At 43.7% G+C, this 24,135-nt stretch carries 20 protein-coding genes; 16 read left to right on the top strand and 4 right to left on the bottom strand.

Going from position 1 to position 24,135, the window contains the following annotated elements; translation table 11 throughout:
- The 10 genes from AB4585_RS07170 to AB4585_RS07125 are packed head-to-tail and all read left to right on the top strand — an operon-like array spanning position 1 to position 10,033.
- Positions 1-429 carry a TadE/TadG family type IV pilus assembly protein gene (locus tag AB4585_RS07170; protein WP_105057538.1) on the top strand — a complete coding sequence of 143 codons (429 nt, stop codon included), beginning with the start codon at positions 1-3 and terminating at the stop codon, positions 427-429.
- Complete coding sequence (locus AB4585_RS07165; RefSeq protein ID WP_061032541.1) at positions 429-923, top strand: TadE/TadG family type IV pilus assembly protein; 495 nt, start codon at positions 429-431, stop codon at positions 921-923. Before AB4585_RS07170 ends, AB4585_RS07165 begins: the two co-directional genes overlap by 1 nt.
- 16 nt (positions 924-939) lie before the next feature.
- Complete coding sequence (locus AB4585_RS07160; RefSeq protein WP_136973749.1) at positions 940-2,154, top strand: AAA family ATPase; 1,215 nt, start codon at positions 940-942, stop codon at positions 2,152-2,154.
- 33 nt (positions 2,155-2,187) lie between these two features.
- Positions 2,188-3,636, top strand: coding sequence for a CpaF family protein (locus AB4585_RS07155; RefSeq protein WP_029222298.1), 1,449 nt, complete (start codon positions 2,188-2,190; stop codon positions 3,634-3,636).
- Positions 3,637-3,645: 9 nt separating this feature from the next.
- Positions 3,646-4,611, top strand: a complete 966-nt coding sequence (locus AB4585_RS07150) for a type II secretion system F family protein (protein ID WP_102393194.1) — start codon at positions 3,646-3,648, stop codon at positions 4,609-4,611.
- Positions 4,612-4,614: 3 nt separating this feature from the next.
- On the top strand, positions 4,615-5,586 hold the full coding sequence (locus AB4585_RS07145) for a type II secretion system F family protein (protein ID WP_017080031.1): 972 nt from the start codon (positions 4,615-4,617) through the stop codon (positions 5,584-5,586).
- Positions 5,583-6,587, top strand: a complete 1,005-nt coding sequence (locus tag AB4585_RS07140) for a lipopolysaccharide assembly protein LapB (protein WP_108117509.1) — start codon at positions 5,583-5,585, stop codon at positions 6,585-6,587. The genes AB4585_RS07145 and AB4585_RS07140 overlap by 4 nt, the downstream gene beginning before the upstream one ends.
- Before the next feature lie 18 nt (positions 6,588-6,605).
- Entirely contained in the window at positions 6,606-8,384 is a 1,779-nt protein-coding gene (locus tag AB4585_RS07135; protein WP_371722712.1) for a hypothetical protein, read from the top strand.
- On the top strand, positions 8,381-9,310 hold the full coding sequence (locus tag AB4585_RS07130; protein ID WP_372169469.1) for a glycosyltransferase family 2 protein: 930 nt from the start codon (positions 8,381-8,383) through the stop codon (positions 9,308-9,310). Before AB4585_RS07135 ends, AB4585_RS07130 begins: the two co-directional genes overlap by 4 nt.
- Before the next feature lie 9 nt (positions 9,311-9,319).
- Entirely contained in the window at positions 9,320-10,033 is a 714-nt protein-coding gene (locus tag AB4585_RS07125) for a class I SAM-dependent methyltransferase (protein WP_372169467.1), read from the top strand.
- A 75-nt stretch (positions 10,034-10,108) separates the two neighbouring features.
- Here AB4585_RS07125 and chrA read toward each other — a convergent pair whose 3' ends face one another.
- The gene (gene chrA, locus AB4585_RS07120; RefSeq protein ID WP_372169465.1) at positions 10,109-11,257 is read right to left on the bottom strand and encodes a chromate efflux transporter; all 1,149 of its coding nucleotides are present in this window, start codon (positions 11,255-11,257) and stop codon (positions 10,109-10,111) included.
- A 101-nt stretch (positions 11,258-11,358) separates the two neighbouring features.
- On the opposite strand from chrA, the gene AB4585_RS07115 reads away from it, so the two are divergent.
- On the top strand, positions 11,359-12,285 hold the full coding sequence (locus tag AB4585_RS07115; RefSeq protein ID WP_372169463.1) for a LysR family transcriptional regulator: 927 nt from the start codon (positions 11,359-11,361) through the stop codon (positions 12,283-12,285).
- Between the two features lie 235 nt (positions 12,286-12,520).
- On the opposite strand, the gene AB4585_RS07110 is transcribed toward AB4585_RS07115, so the two are convergent.
- Positions 12,521-13,594 (bottom strand): LacI family DNA-binding transcriptional regulator, encoded by a 1,074-nt coding sequence (locus tag AB4585_RS07110; protein ID WP_372169461.1) that lies wholly within the window; start codon positions 13,592-13,594, stop codon positions 12,521-12,523.
- A gap of 248 nt (positions 13,595-13,842) precedes the next feature.
- Here AB4585_RS07110 and AB4585_RS07105 point away from each other — a divergent pair, with 248 nt between their 5' ends.
- Both AB4585_RS07105 and AB4585_RS07100 read left to right on the top strand, forming a co-directional pair.
- Positions 13,843-15,945, top strand: coding sequence for an alpha-galactosidase (locus AB4585_RS07105; protein WP_102398350.1), 2,103 nt, complete (start codon positions 13,843-13,845; stop codon positions 15,943-15,945).
- Between the two features lie 102 nt (positions 15,946-16,047).
- A complete protein-coding gene (locus AB4585_RS07100) occupies positions 16,048-17,742 on the top strand; it encodes a solute:sodium symporter family transporter (protein ID WP_102319935.1) in 1,695 nt (564 codons plus the stop codon).
- Positions 17,743-17,835: 93 nt separating this feature from the next.
- Here the strand turns inward: AB4585_RS07100 and AB4585_RS07095 are convergent, their stop codons facing one another.
- Together AB4585_RS07095 and AB4585_RS07090 are read right to left on the bottom strand one after the other, a co-directional pair.
- Positions 17,836-19,176 carry an MATE family efflux transporter gene (locus AB4585_RS07095; RefSeq protein ID WP_372169460.1) on the bottom strand — a complete coding sequence of 447 codons (1,341 nt, stop codon included), beginning with the start codon at positions 19,174-19,176 and terminating at the stop codon, positions 17,836-17,838.
- A 278-nt stretch (positions 19,177-19,454) separates the two neighbouring features.
- Positions 19,455-20,537 (bottom strand): ABC transporter ATP-binding protein, encoded by a 1,083-nt coding sequence (locus AB4585_RS07090; protein WP_136973744.1) that lies wholly within the window; start codon positions 20,535-20,537, stop codon positions 19,455-19,457.
- A 296-nt stretch (positions 20,538-20,833) separates the two neighbouring features.
- Between AB4585_RS07090 and AB4585_RS07085 the strand changes: the two genes are divergently transcribed.
- The 3 genes from AB4585_RS07085 (at position 20,834) to AB4585_RS07075 (ending at position 24,009) form a co-directional block, all read left to right on the top strand.
- Positions 20,834-21,754: a carbohydrate ABC transporter permease gene (locus tag AB4585_RS07085; RefSeq protein WP_050619981.1), complete on the top strand. Its 921-nt coding sequence runs from the start codon at positions 20,834-20,836 to the stop codon at positions 21,752-21,754.
- Positions 21,754-22,605, top strand: a complete 852-nt coding sequence (locus tag AB4585_RS07080) for a carbohydrate ABC transporter permease (RefSeq protein WP_050649668.1) — start codon at positions 21,754-21,756, stop codon at positions 22,603-22,605. The genes AB4585_RS07085 and AB4585_RS07080 overlap by 1 nt, the downstream gene beginning before the upstream one ends.
- A gap of 177 nt (positions 22,606-22,782) precedes the next feature.
- Positions 22,783-24,009 (top strand): ABC transporter substrate-binding protein, encoded by a 1,227-nt coding sequence (locus AB4585_RS07075; RefSeq protein ID WP_372154702.1) that lies wholly within the window; start codon positions 22,783-22,785, stop codon positions 24,007-24,009.
- Positions 24,010-24,135: the final 126 nt, after the last annotated feature.

Below are 24,135 nucleotides of genomic sequence, written 5' to 3'. Positions count from 1 at the left end.
ATGAAACGGTTGAGAAAACGACAAAGCGGTTTTGCAGCTATCGAGGTGGTACTGGCCACACCCGTATTATTGTTCTTTATGGTATTGGTGCTTGAATTCGGAAATATATTGATTCATTACAATGTCATTTCAAAGTCAGTGCAAAATGGAGCGCGTTATGCGGTTAGTGAAGTTTATGGGACTGTTGGCGGCACAATAGCCCCTACGTCAGAAATTCAGAATGTAGTGGTCTATGGTCAAAATAGTGTGGGCACGGCGGTACTCTCTTCATTGACGACAGCAGATGTCACTGTCACTCAGCCATCTGGTGATAGCTATGTGCGAGTAAGTGTTACCTATGATTATGTTCCACATTTCTTGTCTATTCCCTTTTCGTCGGAGAGCTTTGCCATTCCATTAAGTGTGACTTCGGTTATGAGGGTGCTGTGATGAAAAGGCTAAAAGGGCGTATTAAAGGACTTGCCATCGTTGAATTTACATTAGTGTCATGGCTGATTTTTCTTTTGATTTTTTTAATCTTGGCATTTGGTGCTTATATATTTTCACTACAAATGGTCAGTGAAGCGACAAGGAAGGCGGCTAGACTGGCGACAGTATGCTATGTCTTAGATAGAGATAATATTGGTGCAATGGTGGTGGATGAGATCCCGCTGGTTGGGTTTTCTGGTGCTAATTTAGAGGTGGCTTACCTTGATGCGAGTGGAGGGGAGATAGCATCAGATTTCGAAGATAACTTCGATGATATTAAGTTTGTACGTGCCAGAGCGACTGGCTACGGCATTCAGTTGATTAGTAACCTAAGTTTCTTAGGTAACAATGGGTTTCTTGCTGCCCCTGCATTCGAAACAATTTTACCGGCTGAAAGTTTAGGGGTTGTTAGGGCAGATTCTGACATTAAGAATCGATGTCCCGAAGTCATCTAGTACAGGAGTTTGATGTATGGGGGAAGCAATTCAAATGACGCCTAATGAGGGTGACATTACGCGTTTGAGAACTAATTTAAAGGTCTGGTTAATATACAATACTGAGGCTTTTCATTCGCATATGAGCCACGAATTGAAGAAATGCCGAAACGTACATGTGACGGCTTTTTCTCTTGCGGCAATGAGTGAGGAGTACTTAAAAAGTGCGGATGTTCCAGAGCTTATTTTCGTTGAAGCTAATGGGAATTGGGCGCAAAAAATGGTTGAGTTGCAAGGGTATGATTTGTCTTTAGAAGACAAGGATTTGTCTTTAGTTGTGCTTGGTGATGAAAGTGATAATGGATCACTAAAAATAGCACTTCGTTTAGGGGCATCAGATTTTTTGTCTCACCATGTGACTCTATCGGACTTACTTCCATTATTGAAGAAAACCGCTTCCGAAAAGCTTGAGAACTCCAGTTACGGAGAGTTTATCTTGTTTTTGAATACCAAAGGAGGGATGGGGGCAACCACCTTGGCGTTAAATACTGCCATTGAGATGGCTACTCAACATCCGAATGAAGTGCTTTTACTCGATATCGACCTTCAATTTGGCGTGATTCCAGACTATTTGAACATAGCACCGACTTATAGTGTTTCGGATGCGATCAACAGTTCTAATGACTTGGATGAAATGTCTTTGGGCTCTTTGGTAAATAAACACGAATCAGGCCTCCATGTTCTAAGCTTTAAACATGAAAATAACGCTGATGACTTCGAGCAGGCTCAGAAAATTGGCAGATTACTTCCAATTCTGCGTCGTTTCTACCCTTATGTGATCATTGACCTATCTAGAGGCTTAGATCACGTGTTTGCATCAGCAATATCACCTGCGACTAAAGTACTTTTGGTTTTGCAACAGAGCTTAGTGTCAGTAAAAAACACGAGCCGACTAATTAAGTCTCTGAAGTTTGAGTACGGCTTACAAAGTGACTCAATAGAGGTCATTCTCAACCGTTATGAAAAGCGACATTCAATTAAGTTGAAAGACATTGAGCAAGCAGTGGGCAACCACGACATACACCTTATGCCAAATGATTTTAAAGTTGCGCTAGAGAGTGCCAACTTGGGGCAGCCGTTAGTTCAGTCGAGAAAAAAAAGCTCTATTACTCGCTCTATCATCGACTTATCTCATGTTCTTTCACCACCAGAGCAGGAAGAGAAAGGGTGGCTGAAAAAGTTGTTTTCATAATGGGTTGATGAAAAGTAAACACGAGGGATTGTGATGTTCTTTAAACGAAAAAATGTAAATCCAGAGTTTGAAAAAAAAGTAGAACAGATTTCGCATGATTCAGAAGATGCCAATCCTGTTGAACGTTTATCAAGTGTTGAGACGTCCAGTAACTCTCGGACAGAAGCGAGCGTTGAAAAGGAGAAAGCGATCGATGAAGCTCGAAAAGTACTGGAGCAAGAATTATCAATCAAACACTTCTTTCACAAGCAGTTGCTTGAGACGTTAGACTTAGGATTACTTTCTAGCTTGGAGAAAGAGCGCGCCAAGCTAGATTTGCATGAAGCTATCGTTCAGTTGATGGCTGATGATGGTAGTCATGCACTCAGCGCAGAAGGTCGTAAACGGGTCATCAAACAGATAGAAGATGAAGTTTTTGGTCTTGGTCCGTTGGAGCCCTTGTTAGCTGATCAAACTGTGTCGGATATATTGGTCAACGGCCCAAAAAGTGTTTACGTTGAGCGAAGGGGTAAACTCGAAAAAACGCCCTATACTTTTCTTGATGACCGCCATTTGAGAAACATTATTGATCGTATCGTCAGCCAGGTTGGTCGTCGTATAGATGAAGCATCACCTATGGTAGATGCTCGCTTAGTTGATGGTTCCCGTGTTAATGCGATTATCCCGCCTCTCGCACTCGATGGCCCTTCAGTTTCGATTCGTCGTTTTGCCGTCGATCGTTTGACAATGGATAACTTAATTGGTTACGACTCAGTCTCCCCTCAGATGGCTAAATTTGTGGAGGCTGCGGTGAAAGGTGAGCTGAATATCTTGATTTCAGGAGGGACGGGGTCAGGGAAAACAACCACACTGAATATATTTTCTGGTTTCATTCCGCGAGACCAAAGAATTATTACCATAGAAGACTCGGCAGAATTACAACTGCAACAACCACATGTCATTCGCCTAGAAACCCGTCCTGCGAACCTAGAAGGGAAGGGAGAAATCAGCCAGCGCGAATTGGTTAAAAATACCTTGCGTATGCGACCTGATCGAATCGTGGTTGGGGAGGTACGTGGTAGCGAAGCCGTTGACATGCTAGCGGCGATGAATACCGGTCATGATGGATCTCTTGCTACCATTCACGCTAATACCCCTCGTGATGCCTTAAGTCGTGTCGAAAACATGTTCTCGATGGCAGGGTGGAACATATCAACCAAAAACTTACGAGCTCAGATTGCCTCGGCTATCCACCTTGTTGTTCAAATGGAACGCCAAGAAGATGGTAAGCGTCGTATGGTGAGTATCCAAGAGATCAACGGCATGGAAGGTGAGGTGATCACAATGTCGGAAATATTCCGTTTTCAGCGTAAAGGTATTGATGAAGACGGCAATATTATCGGTTATTTCACGGCAACGGGGGTCGTTCCTCAATACCATGACCAGTTAGTCAAACGTGGACTCGACCTACCTTTCGAGCTCTTTAGTGAGACCAAAGGTTAAGGAGAGATTATGGACAATGTAAGCGTTTCATTAGGTCTATTATTCATTGCGGTGCTTTTTATCTCTCAAGCTTTGTTGCTCCCTGCTGCAGGGAAAAAAGCGAAGCACAAAGAGTTGTCTCGACGTTTGAAAGAGACGCAACGTAATATCGATGCAGAGAGTTTGTCATTACTCAAAGAACACTATAACAAAGAACTGTCCCCGCTAGATCGTAAGCTCATCGTTATTTCTTTCTTCGCTGGCTTGAAAAAAATGTTGGAACTAGCCGGTATGAAAGTGACGTTAAGCAGGTTCTTACTTATTGTTTCTCTTTGTGGTGTGTCACTCACGTTGATATCGATAATGACGAACCAAGTATGGTTCATCAGTGTTGGAGCGTTCATTTTTGTTTGGGTTATCGCTTATCTATTTGTGCAAAATCGAGTGACTTACCGAATGGCTCGATTTGAGGAACAACTTCCTGAGGCTTTAGATATTATTCGACGCGCATTGCAAGCAGGACAACCGCTCGTCCAATCATTCAATGAAGTTGGCGAAGAACTTCCAGATCCAATCGGTATTGAATTTAAAAATACCTATAACCTACTTAACTATGGTTATGACTTACGCTTAGCGATTCTACAGATGACAGAACGAGTACCAACCGTCTCAATGTTGGCATTTTCTAGTGCTGTAATGTTGCAAAAAGAGACTGGGGGTAACCTATCTGAAAACCTGCAAAAGGTATCTGAAGTACTTAGAGCGCGTTTTAAACTGGAAAGGAAAATCAAAACGCTCTCTGCTGAAAGTCGTTTATCCGCATGGATCTTAACGTTATCCCCATTTGGTTTGTTCTTCGCTTTAAGGGTCGCTAGCCCCGAGTATATAGAGCCACTCTATAAAGATCCTCGCGGTCTCTCGATGGTGAGTGTCGGTATTGTTCTTTTGGCTATCGGAGCTTTGTGGATTAAAAAGATCATCAGCATAGAGATATAACCTATGGAATTATTAAATATTGAAGTTTGGAAGCAGATGTTAGCTGACTTTGGAGTTAGCTCTCAGATGGTTATCTATTCGATGATTTTGCTTACAACAGTCTTGTTAACGCTAACGCTTGGATTTCTATTTTTAGGAGCTCGTTCTCCTTTGGACAAGAAACTGAGACAGATATCAGAAGACGGAGCACCGACTGGCAGAAAACCATACGACTTCTCGAATACGTTAGAATCATTAAGCCCTTTTATAAGTAAAGGTAATAAAAAAGATAATGAAACTTACTCGGAAAAGTTGATGCATGCCGGGTTCCATGAGAAGAGTTCGTTATCGGTTTTCTATGCGTTGAAGGTTTTATCTAGCTTAATCGGTATCGTCGCGGGCTTTATGGTTTATTACATAGCGTTGGGCGGAGATTATAATAATTTACTCATCATGACCTGTGTTTTTCTTGGCACATTCACACCTAATATTATTCTAAGTAAGCTACAAAAAGAGCGTCAGAAAAAAATCAGAAACGGCGTCCCTGATGCGCTTGATCTTCTTGTTGTATGTACTGAATCAGGGCTTGGCTTTAATGCAGCTCTTGGACGTGTTGCATCAGAGCTTTATATCTCTCAGCCTGAACTTGCGGATGAACTAGAGACTGTGTTTGCTAAAATTCAAGCGGGCGTCACTATGCCTGATGCGCTTAGGCAGCTTATCGAACGAACCGGTTTAGTCGAATTGGAAGGCTTGGTTTCTTTGCTTTCTCATGCATCGAGAATGGGCGGAAGTTTAGCGCAAACGCTCCGTGACTATACTGAAGATTTTAGAGATAAGCGTCAGCAAGCCGCTGAAGAAATCGCGGCGAAAATACCGACTAAAATGTTATTCCCCATGTTGATATTTATTTGGCCTTGCTTTTTCATTGTTGCACTTGGCCCTGGACTCTTGATCGTAATGGACGCATTAAGTGCGCCGGGAGCAAGTTTATGATGCTATACAATAAGTTTCTTCTACTACTATTGCCAATTTTGCTACTTGGTTGTGCATCTTCTGATGAACCAACCAACCAATTTGATGCCGAATTGTATTCGGGTAAACCAATCGATAGTTTGACTAGTGATGATCCGCCGCTAAATGAAAAAGAAGCAATTATGCGCGGTGACATTGCTCTGCGAGACAACAATATAGACTTGGCGTTGTATGAATACATACGCTCTTTGTCTTTTCCTGAAAAAGAATTTCACGATAAAACCCTGTTCACTATTGGGCAAATACATTCGTCTCGCGGTAATTATGCGTTGGCCGAGAGAGCTTACCTTGCTGCGCTAGATTTTAACCCTGCCCACACTGAAGTGTTGGAACAGTTAGGCGTTCTATACACCAAACAACGTCGTACTGATGAAGGACGTAGTTATTTCTTTAAAGCGATTAATTCAGATCAAGTTCGTTTAAAAAGCAGTGAAACTATCCAAAATTACCAAGCTTTGAGCCAAAGTGAAGTGGCTAGTTTAAAGGTCGATAGTATGTCTCCAGCGCTAGCTTATATGGGAATTGGTGTATTGGAAGATGTTGACGGAAAGCATCAGATCGCACAAGAGTACTTTAAAAAGTCACTGACGATAGATAAAAGTTCAGTCAAAGCTTTGCTGAATATGGGCTATTCTCACTACATGTACGGTAACTACAAGGAAGCGTATCAGTACACGCGTTCAGCTTTAGAGTTAGAGCCGAATAATGAAAAAGCTCAGAATAATCTGGCACTTATTTATTTAGCGTCTGGGGATATTAAAAAAGCAACCAACGTATTCATGAGGCATATGGAAGCTCCGGAGGCATTGAATAATGTCGGCTACTTCTTGATATTACAAGGAAAGCCCGATCAGGCGGTTCCATATTTACAGCAAGCTATCGATAAAAAATCATCTTACTATAAAGTGGCTAATGAAAACTTGAACAGAGCACTAGCGGAAGTGAGAGAGATGGAACAATAGGAATTTGATTTTGGCTCAATGAAAAGGATATTCATATTGCCTAAAAGCGAAAGCTTTAATAAAGATATCATTGTAATTTCTGCCCTTTGGCTAGTTTGTGCCACAGTGATCTTTATTTACAAGTGGGAGAGTGTTTCAGCTCTTAACCTGAATGACAATGACGACTATATGCGTTTCGTTCAATTTCAGGATTGGATGGCAACTGGTCATTGGTACCTAGAACCAATGAATAATTTTAATGCCGCTGATGGCATTGTTATTCATTGGTCTCGTTTTCCTGATCTCGTTCTGTCGCTTGTTGCCTTTCCACTATTGTTTATCGTTGATGATAACCTTGCTTATACAATATCCATCTCTCTTGTCCCCCTGCTTTACTTGCTGCTTTTTTCACTGTCATGCTTTTACTTAGCTGACCACCTCTTTGGTGCCAAGTATCGCTTTATTAGCATGATGTTTGCGATTTCTTCGCCTTCAATTATCCATTTTTTACCCGGCTCTATTGATCATCATAATATTCAGCTTATCTTCGCTGTCTTGTTTTTAGCCTCGACGCCGTTAAATCACAACCAATTGTGCCAATCATGGCGTGTTTATGCTCAAGCAATCTTGTTGTCTTTATCTTTGTGGACAGGGTTAGACAATGTATTGTTATTTATGATTTTCTTCGCGATTTACACCGTGTATTACGGTCTTGTTCGCCATGAGTGGTTTGGTTATATCTCTAAGCTGTATGCGAGTTCTGCTCTGTTTGGGGTTTGTGCGGTTTTATTAAATCGGCCTTACGATGAGTTTTTTGTTTTTAAGTACGACGAAATATCATTTGCTCTCATCATCCTGTTCTTCTGTGGTTGGCTGTTCGTTAATGTTTATCATCGATTAATGAGTGAAGATAAAAGCCAGCTGCAAAAGGTTTTTCTGTTCGTATTTCTTGCTGTTTTATTTTTAATCCCAGTGGCAGTGCTTTATCCATCACTCAGCAGTGCATTGTTAATTGATTACCCTCCTATACTTAAAGTGTATTGGTTAGACCAAGTGACAGAAGCGAAATCGGTCGTTAGATATGTCGCAAGTCATGGTTTTTTCTCGATAGAGAATTACGCTTTGCTCGTGATTCCTGCCACTTTGTATCCATTTTTTAAGCGTAAAAACCACCACTGCACAATTTTGTATCTCATCTTTATGTTCAATTTAGCCCTTGCGATCTTTTGGCAGATTAGAGTCATGAGGTTGTGTTTTGTACTAGCAGCTCCCCTGCAAGCATATGTGATTCTTCAGTTAGCAGATTACATCCGTTCCTTCATCATAAAAGCGACCGTTATTATTTCTGGAGCACCACTAGCGGTCGCCTTTGTCATTCTTGCGTTGTCGCCAACCGAAGAAATTACAACTACTCTTGATCAAAAGGAGCAATCGCTGAAGATCCATAAGGTGCTACAAGATAACGATATCAATTCGCACACCATACTCTCAGGGATCGAAACGGGGGCTCCAGTGTTGGCAAAGACGGATAATCGAATTATTGCTGCTCCTTACCATAGAAATATTGTTGGGAACCAATTTCTTATTGAGGTGATGCTAGAGGAAGATCTGAGTTTAGCCGAAAGGAAAATCATAGAGAAAAGCATCGATATCATTGTTATTGGCAATGATCCGCATTTGTTGATTTTAAAGGACTCGGCGGGAGAGGAGGCGTTTATCAATAAATTATACAGCTCAGATACTCCAACTTGGTTGGAGGTTGTGCACGACAACATTGAAAGCGGCTACCGAGTCTTTAGAGTTAGGGGGAGTTCATGAAAAACCAAACCATTGCTGTGTTACTCCCGTGCTATAACGAAGCTGGTGCGGTCGGAAAAACGGTCACTTCTTTTCAACAAGCTTTACCTAATTCTACTATTTATGTTTATGACAACAATTCAACTGACAACACGATAGAAGAGGCGATGCAAGCCGGTGCTATTGTTCGACATGAGTCTCGTCAAGGGAAGGGGGAAGTCGTTAGGCGCATGTTCTCTGATGTTGAGGCTGATATTTACGTGATGGCCGATGGTGATGACACTTACGATGCGTCTATATGTCCGGCTTTGATCGAGCAATTAAATAATGAAAAGCTCGATATGATTATTGGAAGCCGAGAGCGCTCTTCCGAGGCTTATCCTGCAGGACATATTTTGGGTAATAAGATGTTTTCGACTCTGATAAATAAAGGGTTCAATGCTCAATTGAATGACGTTTTCTCTGGCTATCGAGTGATGAGTCGCCGGTTTGTAAAAACGGTCCCTATTTTCAGTGACGGCTTTCAAATTGAGACGGAACTAACCGTGCATGCATTGCACCACAATATGTCGATCAAAGAAGTACCCACTCATTATCACTCAAGGCCTGAAGGCACGGCGAGTAAGCTGAATACATTGAGTGATGGGATCAAAATCCTCAACTTTATTTTGTTCCTGCTACGAGACGTAAAGCCGATGTTTTTTTTCGGTGCTTTGTCGGTGTTGCTTTGCTTTATCTCATTGGGATTAGGGGTTCCCGTTATTATCGATTTTATTGATACCGGGCTCGTTGAAAGAGTCCCAACAGCTATTCTGTCTAGTTCAATTGCACTTATCGCGGTGATGTCTTTCTTTTGCGGCTTGATACTCGACAACGTGTCGCGCGGCAGACGAGAGATGAGGATCCTTTCAATATTAAGAAGTCACGATCACAAGCCATCTCAATAGGATTCAGGAATGAGAATAAACAAGGATGAAGACAAGGAGTGGCTCGATTATTTGTCCCGTTTCAGTGATGAATATGACGAGCGAGTCTACGAAAGCAGTACAACAGGCTATGTGATGAGGGCGGGTCATATAGCGTGTGAGAAGCCTTTCAGTAACAGAGAGCATTTCTCGAAGGTGCTAGAAGTGGGTTCAGGAACGGGTGAACACTTGAGACATGTTCAGCATAGTTTTGACGAGTATACGGTCAGTGATGGCGATTCTGCCGCACTTGAAGTGGCAAAAAGGCAACTCAGTAACACCAGTACTTATGACAAGCTCGTTTTTAATGTAACGAATGCACGAGCGTTAGACTTTGAAAGCAACTGCTTTGATCGTGTTATTGCGACACATACATTGGAACACCTTTATGAGCCTCATCTTGTGATTAAAGAATGGCTTAGGGTATTAAAGCCGGGCGGCACTTTGTCCATTTTGATTCCTACAGACCCAGGTATTGCATGGAAGGTTGGTCGTTATATGACGACAAGAAAACTTGGAGTGAAAAAGGGGTGGAACTACGATTACATTATGGCGAGAGAACATGTTAATCCCTGCAATAATTTGATCGCCTTTTTAAAGTACTATCTCCCTGATAATAAACACTCTTTTTGGCCGTTAAGCCCAATCCCGCTAATTGATTGCAATTTGTTTTTTAACTTCCATGGAATCAAGCCTGCTAGTTAAAGGTTCGACGGCTCCTATCGTTCAGTCGTAAGCAAGAAGTTAGGTATTCACTAACTTCTTGCTTCGGTTAGATCTTTAGTTAACAAAGCCAGTAAGAGCGCCGAATAGCATAAACATGCCGACAAGCCCTACGATTGGCATCTTGACCGTTTTCAGTAGCCACACACCTATGATGATCAGAGCGAAGTCTAAACCGCCACTCACCGCACTTGTGAAGATTGGCTGATACAGAGCCGCAAGTAGTAACCCGACTACCGCTGCATTCACACCGGTAAGTGCACCAGCAACTAATGGTTTACTTGCGATTGCCTGCCAGTTTTTCAATACCCCCAGTAGTAATAAGAAGCCCGGTAAGAACACGGCGATTGTCGCCAACAAAGCGCCAGTAATTGGTGCCGATGGCATTAATACATAGCCTAGGTATGTCGCTAAGGTAAACATAGGACCAGGTACAGCCTGTGCTGCAGCATAGCCCGTTAGGAACGCATCTTGGGATAGTTGGTCACCAATACCATTCTGCAACAATGGAAGTACCACATGACCGCCACCGAATACTAAGCTGCCAGCTTGATAGAACAGACCAAATACTTCAATACCTTGAGAGTATGCACTGAACAGAGGAAGGCCAACCAACAGCGCAACAAAAATAACGAGCGGTGTTATGGAGATCTTGTGTGTTGATGGAACCGTTTTGATGTCTTGTGAGGTCAAAAACTTGCTGCCAATGATTGCGGCAAATAGAAGTACCAAGATTTGTGGCCAGATCCCAGGAAGCAACAGGAGAACCACGGCAGTCATGACACATAAAGCGGTCGCGACTTTCGATTGGCAAAAGTTTTTGTACATGCCAAATGTGGCATCAGCAACCACCACCACTGCGAGTAGCTTCAAACCGTGAATGATTGAATTAAACAGAGGTGCTTCCAATAGTTGATTGCTCATCAAAGCTAATATCAACATTAAGATGACAGACGGGGAAGTAAAGCCGATAAACGCAGCAATCGCACCCGTTAAGCCACCTCTTTTGTAGCCAACCGCAAAGCCAACCTGACTTGAACCTGGGCCCGGTAGAAATTGGCTAAGAGCGACAATCTGCCCGTACTCTTCGTCGGACAACCAATTCAGTTTCTCAACAAAGGTTTTACGGAAGTAGCCAATGTGTGCTGCTGGTCCACCAAAGCTAATCCAGCCAAGCCAGAAAAAGGTTTTAAAAATTGAAAGCATGATCGATTCCAGATAAATGTTTAGCGTAATTTAGGTGGAGTTAGACTATGATTCAAATTAATTGTTTTAATTATAACTATGAATGAAATGGGTTGATTAGCATGGCTGATTTTAATTGGAAAGGGGTCGACCTTAACTTGTTGATTGCACTGCAGGCTTTGTATAAAACGAATAGCGTGAGTAAGGCTGCTGAGCGTTGTTATGTCAGCCAATCTGCGATGAGCCATAGCTTACAAAGGCTACGAAAGTTGTTTGATGACCCTTTGTTTGAGCGTGTAGGTAGCAAGATGGAGGCGACCGACCGAGCCATTGAACTATCAAGTACCGTGGACGCGCTACTGAATACCATCCAGTCTGAAGTTCTGTTATCTAAAACGTTTGATGCAGAGACTTATAAAGGGACTTGGAAGATTGGTCTCACTGATTATGCCGAGCAGATGTTCGCTCCAATATTGTTTGACCTGATTAAGCAATCCTCTCCTTATTCTCAAGTAGCGTTGTTCAATGTAAACCGGAGTAACTACCAGCAAGTCTTTGACGATGCCAAGCTTGATATGACGATAGGCAGCTTTGGTGAGGTACCAAAGCAATATCGAACAAAGCATTTGTATACGGAGCAACATGTTTGTTTACTTGATCAATCGGTTCTATCTATTGAGGAGCCGATGTCGCTAGAACAATTTGTTGCTGTCGAGCACGCGCTTGTTTCCCCTGCAGGGGCTTTAAAGACGGGAGTGGACACTCGTTTAGGTGAACTCGGCTTAAGCCGGAAAGTCGCGATATCTTCCAGTAACTTTTTAACTGTTAAACGACTCATTCGTGGCAGAGAATTATTGTGTATTGTCCCCAAGCTAGTCGCGCGCAAGGATATTGATAGTGAAGAAACCTTACTAGCTGTGAAGCCACCTATTGATGTTCCAGATTTTGATATCCAGCTTGTTTATAGAAAGGCAAAGCATTTAGATGATAAAAATAAACTACTTAGAAAGTTGATTACTAATGCGATCTCATCTGTGATTTCCGAATAGTTTATTGTGTCGGTTAATCGTCAAATTCATATGAATTAATTTTAGAAAAATCCGGTTTATTATAAGAACCCGACTATACTTAATTTACGACTCAAGGCAGTCGTAAAGAATAGGCTTTTTGATTTACCTAAGTAAAAAAATTGGTTATATCCTCATGATATAGCTTAAAAATCTACCAGGCTAAACGGACTTAGTTGGTCTTAAAAGCGCTAGCTCCCCCTAGCGCTTTTTCTTTTTATCTCGATTCAGGCAGAAGGGTTTGAATCCGTTGCAGCAGTTGTTCTATCTCTTGTTTCTCATAATGAGCAGTCACCTTAGGTTGGCTGCTTTCTCTTGGGAGTAATGTAGTTTCGATATAGTGTTGTAGCAAAGCATCTTGTGAATTAGCGTTGAGCTTCTCCGCAAGTACCACAGCTTGTCGACCAATCGTGGTGAAGTCTTGTTTGATGGTGGTCAGTGGTGGATTAAAAAACGCACTGTCCTCGATGCCATCAAAGCCGACGACCGCAACCTTGTCAGGGACTGGAATCTGCAGTTCTTGCAGTGCGCGTAAAACCCCTAATGCCATTTGATCACTGGCGACCAACACAGCATCAAATGGGATTTGTTTCGCAACGGCGTCTCGAATGCCAAGGTAGCCACTTTCCGCTTGCCAGTTTCCTTGATGTTGAAACTGTACCTGACAGTTTGCATCTGATAGCACACCCAACCAACTCTGAAGACGGATTTGTGAGGCACTGGATTCGTTAGGCCCGCTGATCAACAAGTATTCAGAGCGACCATTTTCAATAAGATGCTGAGCCGCCAGCTTTGCGCCCTCGGCGTGATCGCCGCATATATAGTTAACTTGGCTGTTAGAAGGGACATCAATGAAGATGAGGTTCAAGTGTTGATATTGTTCTACCAGCAATTCGGCGTCTGCACTCTTTAAAGGCACATTGAGAATGATGCTGTCGACCTGTTGAGCCATCAGTTCACGAATAGCCTCACGGGTGTTCGCGAGATTAGGCTCGGAAACAACAGAGAAAGCGACGCCATAACCCATATCATGAGCCTGCATTCGCACGCCATTGGCGATCATTGCTGCGCCATGCAGTGCCATATCGAGCGTGACTAAACCAACGCTGGTGGACTTGGCTCGACTGAGCATTTGAGCACCTTTATTGGGTACATAACCCAGTTGCTTTATGGCGGCGTTAACCTTGTTGCGGGTGGATTCCGCGACGTCTTGTGAGCCATTGGTTACTCGAGATACTGTCTGGGTAGATACCCCTGCCAGTTTTGCTACGTCTTTGAAGGTGATACTCATCGCTCTGCTCATCGAATATTTTAGAGTGAAATAATCCTACCGAAATTTACCAAACTAAACTCTGCTCACTCTCAAATAAATGTCTTTTAAAACATTAAAAATGTTTCCGGAAACAGTCGATCTTGTGCAAATTTTTCGAATATTAAAGCCAATTTACATCACGATTTTGTGGGTTTTGGATACTAATCTGGCGTGATGGGTTCACTATTATTTCTATATTATGTTTACGAAAACAATAGAGATTAGTAATGAACGAATTTATTCACTTAAAGAGTAAAAACCATAGTTTGATCATTAAATCAGGGCGTGTTCCAGAGGTTTTGCATTGGGGGGCAAAGATCGCAAGTATTGATGAAGATCTTCTGCTTTCGACAGAAAGACCGATTTCTCAAGCTCGACTTGATGTGGATGTGCCACTTTCTCTTTGCCCTGAGTTAGGCAGTGGACACTTTAACGCTCCAGGCATTGAAGGTCACAGAGAAGGGCGTGATTGGGCTCCTGTCTTTAAGACCGTTCGTTACGATGCTCAAGATCAAGAGGCGTGTTTTTTCCTTGAAGACAAGGTTGCTCAACTGAACCTTAAGGTAGAGATTAAGCTGGATTTCGAATCTGACGTCGTCCAAAAGCGTGTAACCGTCACCAATAAAGGCAGCAATAAATACTACTTGAACAAGCTTTCTTCAACGCTGCCATTGCCGAATCATGCTAACGAGCTTATGACGTTCCATGGCCGTTGGTGTCATGAGTTCCAAACGCAACGTCAGCGTTTTGAACACGGCGGCTTCATGCAAGAGAACCGTCGCGGTCGTACTTCACATGAAAACTTCCCTGGCATGTTTGCAGGCACTCAAGGGTTCTCAGAGCAGAACGGCTTGGTGTGGGGCTTCCATTTAGGTTGGAGTGGTAACCACCAAATGCGCGCTGATGTACGTAGTGATGGCCGCCGCTTTGTACAAGCGGGAGAGTTATTGCTAGCGGGTGAATCGATTCTAGAACCAGAGGCAACTTACCAGACACCTTGGCTCTATGGCTGTTACAGCAATTCTGGTTTGAACGGTATTGCTCAACGTTTTCAGCAGTTTGTTCGTGACAACATTATTCAATTCCCTACCGATAAACCTCGCCCAGTGCACTTGAATACTTGGGAGGGTATCTACTTCGACCATAAACCGGAATACATTATGCGGATGGCAACGGAAGCCAGCGCGATGGGTGTTGAACGATTCATTATTGATGATGGTTGGTTTATTGGTCGTGATGGTGAACGAACGGCATTAGGCGATTGGTACCTCGATGAAGTGAAATACCCAAATGGCTTAGAACCTGTGATTGAACACGTTAACCAACAGGGGATGGAGTTCGGGTTGTGGGTTGAACCTGAGATGGTCAGCCAAGACTCAAACCTATACCGTAACCACCCTGATTGGGTGCTTGGTTTGCAAGGTTATCATCAACCCTCTGGTCGTTGGCAGTATGTTTTAGACTTGCAGAATGAAGCGTGTTTTGACTACTTGTTCTCTCGCCTTGATACGCTTCTGACTACGTACAATATCGGCTACTTTAAGTGGGATATGAACCGTGAATTAGTTCAGCCGGGCCACCAAGGTAAGGCGGCGGTGCATGGTCAAACTCAAGCCTTGTATCGTCTCGTTGATCAACTGAATCAAGCACACCCTAAGGTCGAGATTGAATCTTGCTCATCAGGCGGTGGTCGCATTGATTTTGAAATCCTTAAAAGAACACATCGATTCTGGGCATCCGATTGTAACGATGCATTGGAACGACAAGCCATTCAAAAAGGCATGAGCTACTTCTTCCCACCAGAAGTTATGGGTGCGCACATTGGCCCTGCTGAGTGCCATTCAACCAATCGTCGTCACAGTATCAATATGCGTGGTGTCACCGCTTTGATGGGGCACATGGGCGTTGAACTTGACCCGGTTAAAGAGTCGCAACAAGAGAAGCAAGCTTTCTCTCACTACATCTCTCTGCATAAGCAGTTCCGCCATATTTTGCACTCAGGTCGTAGTTTCCGCATGGATCCCGCGGACAAAAACCAGAACATCTATGGGGTGCAGAATGATGATGAAATGCTGATCACCGTGTGTCAGTTGGCCATGCCTGAATACGCTCTGCCATCACCACTTCGTATTAGCTGCGTGGAAGACAGTGCGCTGTATCAAGTGAAGTTAGTGGAGATGCCACAAACCAGTTTCCAACTCATGAAGCAACGCCCTCAATGGTTAGATAAAACTCTGACTTTAAGCGGCGATAACCTCAAAGAGATTGGATTGACCTTACCTATTCTCGACCCAGAGTCTGCCTTGATTGTGCATCTAAAAAAGATGTGAATCTCTGACTCTGAGTACCCCTACAAATAAAAATCTAAATATAAAAATTATAATCGGCAGCGAGGTATTGCTGCCGCAATAACTCAACTTAAGGAAAACAAAATGTCTATTACCGTTCTGTTGTCATTTTTGTTATTTACTGGGTTTGTAGTCGCGTTTACCTACAACAAAGTGAAAAATGACAAAAACACCTCACAAGATGGTTTCTTTCTTGGCGGAAGAAGCTTAACCGGTGGCTTAATTGCCAGCTCACTTATCTTAACGAACTTGAGTGCCACCAGTTTCGTGGGCATGAGCGCACAATCTTACACCCACAACATGAGTGTCATGGGTTGGGAAGTGGCTTCTGGTGTCACCTTGGTGATTATTGCTTTAATGTTAGTTCCTCGTTATTTGAAACAAGGTATCACCACCATTCCTGATTTCTTAGAAAGCCGCTACGACATGTCGGTGAAGAAGTTTGTGACGTTACTTTTCTTGTGCCAATACGTGATCAACATTTTGCCTACCACACTTTACGCGGGCGCTGTTGTTTTGGGTGAAATCTTCGATGTTCAGGCCCTGCTAAATATTTCAGAGTTTAGTTCAATTGCACTGATTTCGGCGACGATTGGTCTACTTGGCTTCTTTTACGCGATTTATGGTGGCCTAAAGGCGGTTGTAATTGCAGATACCATTAATGGTGTAGGCTTGATTGTCGGCGGCATGATGATCCCTGTATTTGGTTTAATGGTGTTGGGCGAGGGGAGTTTCGGTGCTGGCTTAGATATTCTGCTTTATGCCGCGCCAGAGAAGCTTCAATCGGTGGGTACAGAAACCGATCCACTGCCGTTCTCAACATTGTTCACAGGTCTGCTTTTGGTGAACTTGTATTACTGGGGTACTGACCAATCTATCATTCAACGCGCATTGGGTGCTAAGAACCTGAAAGAAGGTCAGAAAGGTGTAATCCTTGCCGGTGCGATTAAGGTCATCTCTCCGCTGTTTTTGATCATTCCGGGTATCATTGCTTTCCATATGTTTGGCGCTGATGCGGGTAATCCAGACACCATGTACACCCGTTTAGTTAATGAAGTTTTGCCTAAGCCGCTAGTGGGCTTCTTCGTTGCGGTGATGTTTGGTGCGATTTTGAGTACCTTTAATGGTGTGTTGAACAGCTCAACGACTCTGTTTGCATTGAACGTGTATAAGCCGCTATTCGGACAAGGTAAAACCGATGAAGAGCTAGTGGGTAAAGGGCGTATTTTTGGTGTCGTGATTGCGATTATCTCGGTATGTATCGCACCATTCATCATGTACGCACCAGAAGGTTTGTTCCAATATCTACAAATGGTGGCAGGTTTCTTCAGTGTGCCAATCTTCACTATCGTGTTTGTCGGCTATATCTCTAAACGTGTACCAGCTGTAGCGGCGAAAGTGGCGTTGGTGGTGTTTGTAAGTTCTTACGCTGCAATGCAGTTGGTGTTCAAAACTCCGATTCACTTCCTACATCAATTAGCGATTCTGTTCGTGGTATGTACCGCGTTGATGTTCATCATTGGTTACTTTATGCCGCGTGAGTCTGAGTACGTGATGCCAGTCAATGAGAATATTGATGTGACACCTTGGGAGTTCCGTTTCGAGGCTTCGGCTATTATTCTTTACATGGTGCTTGGTGCTTACGTTATGTTCTCGGATGTGGGTTTTGTATCGGACGATCCAACCATCATGCAAGTTTATGGCGTGTGTGGCATTGTTATGTTGCTCGGTATTTTTGGACGACTAGCAAAGCGAAAGAAAGCACTTGCGACCGCGTAGATGAGTTCGGGTAATTAAAAACGAAAACGCCGCTCTTTGGAAATAGGAGCGGCGTTTTTCGATCTTGTGAAGATAAATGGAAGGCTAAAAAGTCTAAAAAGAGAATCGAGTCCATTTCTTAGCTCGCCAGCGATAGGCCATGATGATTCCACGGAACCATTCGTCCATCGCGATTGCCATCCAAGCACCCAATACGCCATAACCCCAATGCACGCCAAGCAAATAGCTCATGGCAACCCCAATGCCCCACATGCTGAGAATGCCCATTTTGATCGGGAATTTAATGTCGCCAGCAGCCTTTAGACAAGAGATAAAGATAAGGTTAAATACTCGTCCAGCTTCAAGAATGATGGAACCTGCAATCAGTGCCGCCGTTAGCGCAATGATCTCTGGATCTTGCGTGAACAGATCGAGAATTATGAAACGGAACACATACACCATACAGGTGATCGCGGTTGACGCGATAAAGCCAACCACAAAGTAACGTTGCACGCGCTTGGTAATCTCGTCGATCCAACCCTTACCAATGTAATAGCCTGTTTGGATTTGGCTGCCTTGACCAATTGCCAGTGCAAACGCAAAAGAGAGGCGAGCGATGTTTTGTGCGTAAGTAAACGCAGCCAGTGAAGACGTACCCATCTGCACTACAAAGAAGGTAATGCTGATCTGAGCCATGTTATAAGAGAGCACTTCTCCAGCGTTCATCGAGCCGATCTTCATGATTTTTTGATAGATGGCTTTCGGCACAGATTTAAACTGCTTCACTGGTAGATAAATCCCTTTGCTTCTGACCACACCAATCAAGATCAACATTCCGATTACTTGGCTAATGACGGTCGCGGTCGCAACCCCTTGCACGCCGTATACAGGCAAACCAAAAGGTTGATATAAGGCACAGTAGTTACCGAATACGTTGATGACACCTGCAATCATATTGATCACCATCGGTGACTTTGAATAGCCATGACTGCGCAAAATAGTGGTGAGAACCACACCTATGGTTACATTGAAGGTGAGAGCACCACTGATGAACAGGTATTCTTGCGCGTACTGTTCGACTTGAGGTTCGAGTTGATAAAGCGGGATAAAATATTCAGCAACAAGAACGGCAATCACACTCAGTAGCACACCGGCAATAATGGCCAAAATGATACTTGCTACACCCACGTGAGCGCTCTCTTGAGTGCGGGAAGCACCATTGTATTGCGCGATTAGAATACCCGTACCACTGCTGACCATGGTCGAGACAATGATCAGGAAAAAGGATATCTGAGAAATAACACCAACGGCAGACACGGCTTTGTCCGAGTATCCCGATAACATGAATACATCACTGGTGTTGAGTGCGGTTCTTAAAAGAACTTCGATAAAAATTGGCCAGGTGAGCGCAACGATTCCCATACGTTTGTTTAGGGTGGAATCAGCATTAGGCATTTAGGTTTTCTCAAAAAAGGGGTAGGCGACACTATAGTTTAGCTATTATTTAGTAAACGACTATCAAATTAATGTCCGGAAGGCTAATAAGGATAAATAAAATTCGAATAAGTCTTCAGAACCCAATATTTCAGTGAGAGTGATGAAATTTTTGAGTAAGATTTCATAAGCTATTAAGAGGATCAGAATGGAAGCAAGTGATTGCTTGAAACGACCGGAAAGTGAGTTTGAAAAGTGGCAAAGCTAGCGACATCGAGCTAGCTCTACCGTTTTAAAGTCTAGTTAATTCGTTGCCCTCGGTCATCGAATAGGTGGCAATCTTTTGAGGAGAAACTCAGCTCAAGTGATTGGTATCGAGTGACCTCTTGGTCTCCTGGTAGGTGCACCTTAAAGCTATCCACGCCACAAGACTGGCCAAACATATAAGTGCTGTTCCCTAGTCGCTCGACCACTTCACTTTGAAATTCAATGGTGATATCAGAGCCACTGTTAATCTCTAAATGTTCAGGTCGAATGCCCAGCGTGATACTTTGTCCCTCTTTTAATCCATCGCTTGGTAAGGGAAGGGTGATTTGGCTGACACCGTTAACGGCGAGTTGGGCGTGCGTTTCTGAGGTGCTGTTAACAACACACGGTAAGAAATTCATTTTCGGTGAGCCAATAAAGCCAGCCACAAATTCATTTTGTGGAGAGTGGTATAGATCGAGTGGAGAACCGACTTGTTCAACACGACCATCTCTCAATACCACGATCTTGTCTGCAAGCGTCATGGCTTCGACTTGATCGTGCGTGACGTAAATCATGGTATTTTGCAGATCTTGGTGCAATTTGGCGATTTGTAAGCGCATATCGACACGAAGTTCAGCATCGAGGTTCGAGAGCGGTTCATCGAATAAGAATACGCGAGGGTTACGAACTATTGCTCGACCGATAGCGACACGTTGACGCTGCCCACCTGACAGTTCTTTCGGTTTACGCTTCAATAAAGGCTCTAATTGGAGTGTTTTTGCCGCACTGGTGACTTGCTTTTCAACGACTTCCTTCGCTACGCCATTCATTTTGAGGCCAAAGCCCATGTTTTCTTCCACGGTCATGTGTGGGTAGAGTGCGTAGGATTGAAATACCATAGCGACACCACGCTCAGCAGGATCGACATCGTTAACAAGATCGTCTCCAATATGAATCTCGCCTTCAGTGATTTCTTCTAAGCCAGCAACTAAGCGTAAGAGGGTTGATTTTCCGCAACCTGATGGTCCAACGAATACGACGAATTCGCCATTATTTATTTCTAGATCAACACCATGGATGGTCTGTATATCACCATATCGTTTGATGACCTTTTTTAAGCTGATATCAGCCATGCTCTCTCCTTGCTTCGTTGGACTACATCTCTTTGCCTTTAAAACATACGCTTTCATCAGAAATTTGTTAGGTGCCTCGCATGATTTATTGATCATCGTCATATAAATCCCGCGATCTATACTGATTTTTGTGAAAACGTTTACATAAATAAAACATAACTGTGCGTAATGTTATCAATAAGCCTAATATTTGAACGTAATCATTATAAATGCTGAGCTACTGATTGGGATTTATAAATTCAGATGGAAGTTAACCAAGTAGTAAACCAAGCTTTTAATACAAGGAATTTTGGGAAATGGAGCAATCTGTGAAAACGATATACCCAGAAAATCGCACCCCATCAGCGAAGAAGAAAAGGCGCATCAGTTCCAAGGTCTCGCCTTGGCTGTTCTTGGCACCAGCCATCGCTATCTTCTCTCTCTATGTTATCTATCCCATCTTGGACAGTATTTGGCTGAGCTTCTTTGAGTGGGATGGATTAGGTGAAAAGGAGTGGGTGGGGCTTGAGAACTATCGTGAGCTTTTTGACTCAGATGCTTTTTATACTTCGTTAACGAATAACTTTCTTTGGTTGATCTTCTTTATGCTTGCGCCACCCTGTGGCTTGGCGATTGCCCTTTTCCTCAACCAACAAGTGAAAGGCATTCGTGTCGTAAAATCTCTGTTTTTCTTCCCATTCGTTATTTCTCAAGTGGTGGTAGGCCTCGTATTTGCTTGGTTCTATGACCCCTCTTTTGGCCTTTTCAATATTGCACTCGGGTCGCTTGGCTTCGAGCCAATTTCGATACTTGCTGATGAAGACTATGTGACCTACGGAATCATCGCTGCTGGCTTATGGCCTCAGATCTCTTATTGCATGATCTTATATTTAACTGGGCTGAATAACCTCGATCCTGAGCAGTTAGAAGCGGCTCGACTTGATGGTGCAAAGAAGTGGCGCATGTTGTGGTATGTGGTGCTTCCACAGTTAAGACCCGCAACCTTTATCGCCGTGGTTGTCACCGTAATTGGTGCCCTGCGTTCATTTGATCTAGTGGCGACCATGACGGCAGGCGGCCCTTGGGGCAGCTCGACAGTACTTGCGTACCAGATGTATGAAGAGTCTATCTTTAACTATCGAATGGGTTATGGCGCGGCGGTTTCCGTTGTGTTGTTCCTGATTATGGATATCTATATCGCTTACTTCTTGTGGCGTATGTTAAGGAGTGAAAAATAATGTATCCACAACCAATTCAAAAAGCAGGTCGCTTTACCAACATTAGCTACCGAGTCGCACTGCCTATTTCCATTGTGATGTGGTTATTACCACTTATCGCCGTAATGATGACTTCAATTCGTTCGATGGAAGACATCAACAAAGGTAACTACTGGGGCTGGCCTAGTGAGATTCAGTTCATTGAAAACTACACCCAAGTATTTACCTCGACGTCGATGGGGCAGTACCTCATCAATAGCTTAATCATCACATTGCCAGCGGTTGCTGGTGCCGTGGCGTTGTCGACACTGGCTGGTTATGCCTTGGCTAAATACAACTTCAAAGCCAATGTGTGGATTTTTGCGATGTTCATCGCGGGTAACTTTGTTCCGTTCCAAATTCTGATGATTCCAGTTCGTGATTTAACGATTGGACTCGGTCTATACGACACTCACTGGGCATTGATTTTTTTCCATATCGCTTTCCAAGCCGGTTTTTGTACCTTGTTCATGCGTAACTTTATTGTCGGGATCCCTGATGCCCTGATCGAAGCGGCGCGTGTTGAAGGGGTGAGTGAATGGAAAATATTCTGGCATGTCGTACTCCCTCTGGTTCGCCCTGCTTTAGCGGCGTTAGCCGTATTGGTGTTTACCTTTATTTGGAACGATTTCTTCTGGGCTCTAGTACTGGTTCAGAGTGATGATGTTCGTCCTGTGACTGCGGGTCTGAGCTCACTTCAAGGCCAATGGCTGGCGTCTTGGCAGTTTATGTCAGCGGGTGCCGTGGTCGCGGCTATCCCACCGGTAGTGCTGTTCTTTACCATGCAAAAGCACTTTATCGCAGGCCTAACATTAGGTGCGACCAAAGGGTAAATCACGAGATAAGAATCGATACACGAATCTAGCAATAGCGAAGGCTTTAAGTCGTTATTGCTACCGACATCCCGAATGGATGAATCATTGAAGAGAAACTAAAACACGAACAACCCTACGAGATAAAACAATAAGAATTGGACTTAGAGAGCTTAGCTCCATAACAAGGACCTCAATATGAAATACGTGAAACATATCGCTGCCAGTGCAGTGCTCGCTGCCTCCATGTCTGCAACATCGTTTGCAGGAACACTCGTTATCAACTCTGATGCTTCTGATCCTGCGCCAAAAGAGGCGTGGGGCGAGATCATTAACCGCTTTGAAAAAGAAAACCCAGATATTACGGTGAAGTACAACTTGTACGATCACGAGTCGTATAAAACAACGATTCGTAATTGGCTGGTCACTTCGCCGCCGGATGTGGTTTTTTGGTATGCGGGTAACCGAATGAAAGCCTTTGTTGACCGTGGCCTGTTTGAGGATGTCAGTGATATTTGGGCTGACAACAACATGAAGCAAGACTTTGCGGCTGCCGCGCCTGCGATGACAGTACAAGGTAAGCAGTTTGGTGTGCCGTACACGTATTATCAATGGGGTATCTACTACCGCAAAGACATCTTTGAGCAATATGGAATTGCGGAGCCGAAAACGTGGGATGATTTGAAATCTGCGTCTGCAACACTTAAAGAAAATGGTGTAGCGCCGTTTGCTATTGGTACCAAGTATCTTTGGACCGCCGCAGGTTGGTTTGATTACATCAACATGCGTACTAACGGCTTGGATTTTCATATTCAGTTAATGGAAGGCCAGGTGCCTTACTCTGATGAGCGAGTGAAGAAAACCTTCGCTAATTGGGCGGAGTTAGTTGAACCTGGCTATTTCCTAGAAAACCACGCGTCTTATTCATGGCAAGAAGCTCAACCTTTCTTGTACAACGGTAAAGCGGCGATGTACCTGATGGGTAACTTCATCACGCCTAACTTCCCAGCTGAGTTGGATGGCAAGATGGATTTCTTCCAGTTCCCGGTGATCGACCCAAGTGTTCCTATGTCTGAAGATGCACCAATGGATACGCTGCACATACCTTCAAAAGCGAAAAACAAAGAAGATGCTCGTAAGTTCTTAGAGTTTGTTGCTCGCGCTGAAAACCAGCAGCTGATCAATGAGATGCTGTTACAGATTCCAACCAACAACAAAGCTAAAGCGAAGTCTGACCCGTTCTTAGACAAAGGCGTCGCGATGTTGGCATCCAGTGATGGTACGGCTCAATTCTATGACCGAGACACTGATCCTGCGATGGCCAAAGAAGGCATGAAAGGCTTCCAAGAGTTTATGGTTCACCCTGAACGAATCGATAAAATCTTGAAAAAACTCGATAAAGTGAGCAAGCGTACCTTTAAGTAATATTTCAATAGCCGCAGCTGTTCTGGCTGCGGCTTTTTTTCTTCTCTTAAGGGATTATTGCAAGAGCTGTTTAGTTGGCGTTCGTAATGTTTGAACGCAATGAGGCGCTGAGCATCACTTGCAATG

This window comes from Vibrio sp. 10N.222.49.C9 (assembly GCF_041474985.1).
In the GTDB taxonomy this organism is placed as follows: Bacteria; Pseudomonadota; Gammaproteobacteria; order Enterobacterales; family Vibrionaceae; genus Vibrio; species Vibrio crassostreae_C.
Note: the sequence above shows the minus strand (reverse complement) of the source record. Positions and strands in the feature narration are given on the sequence as shown.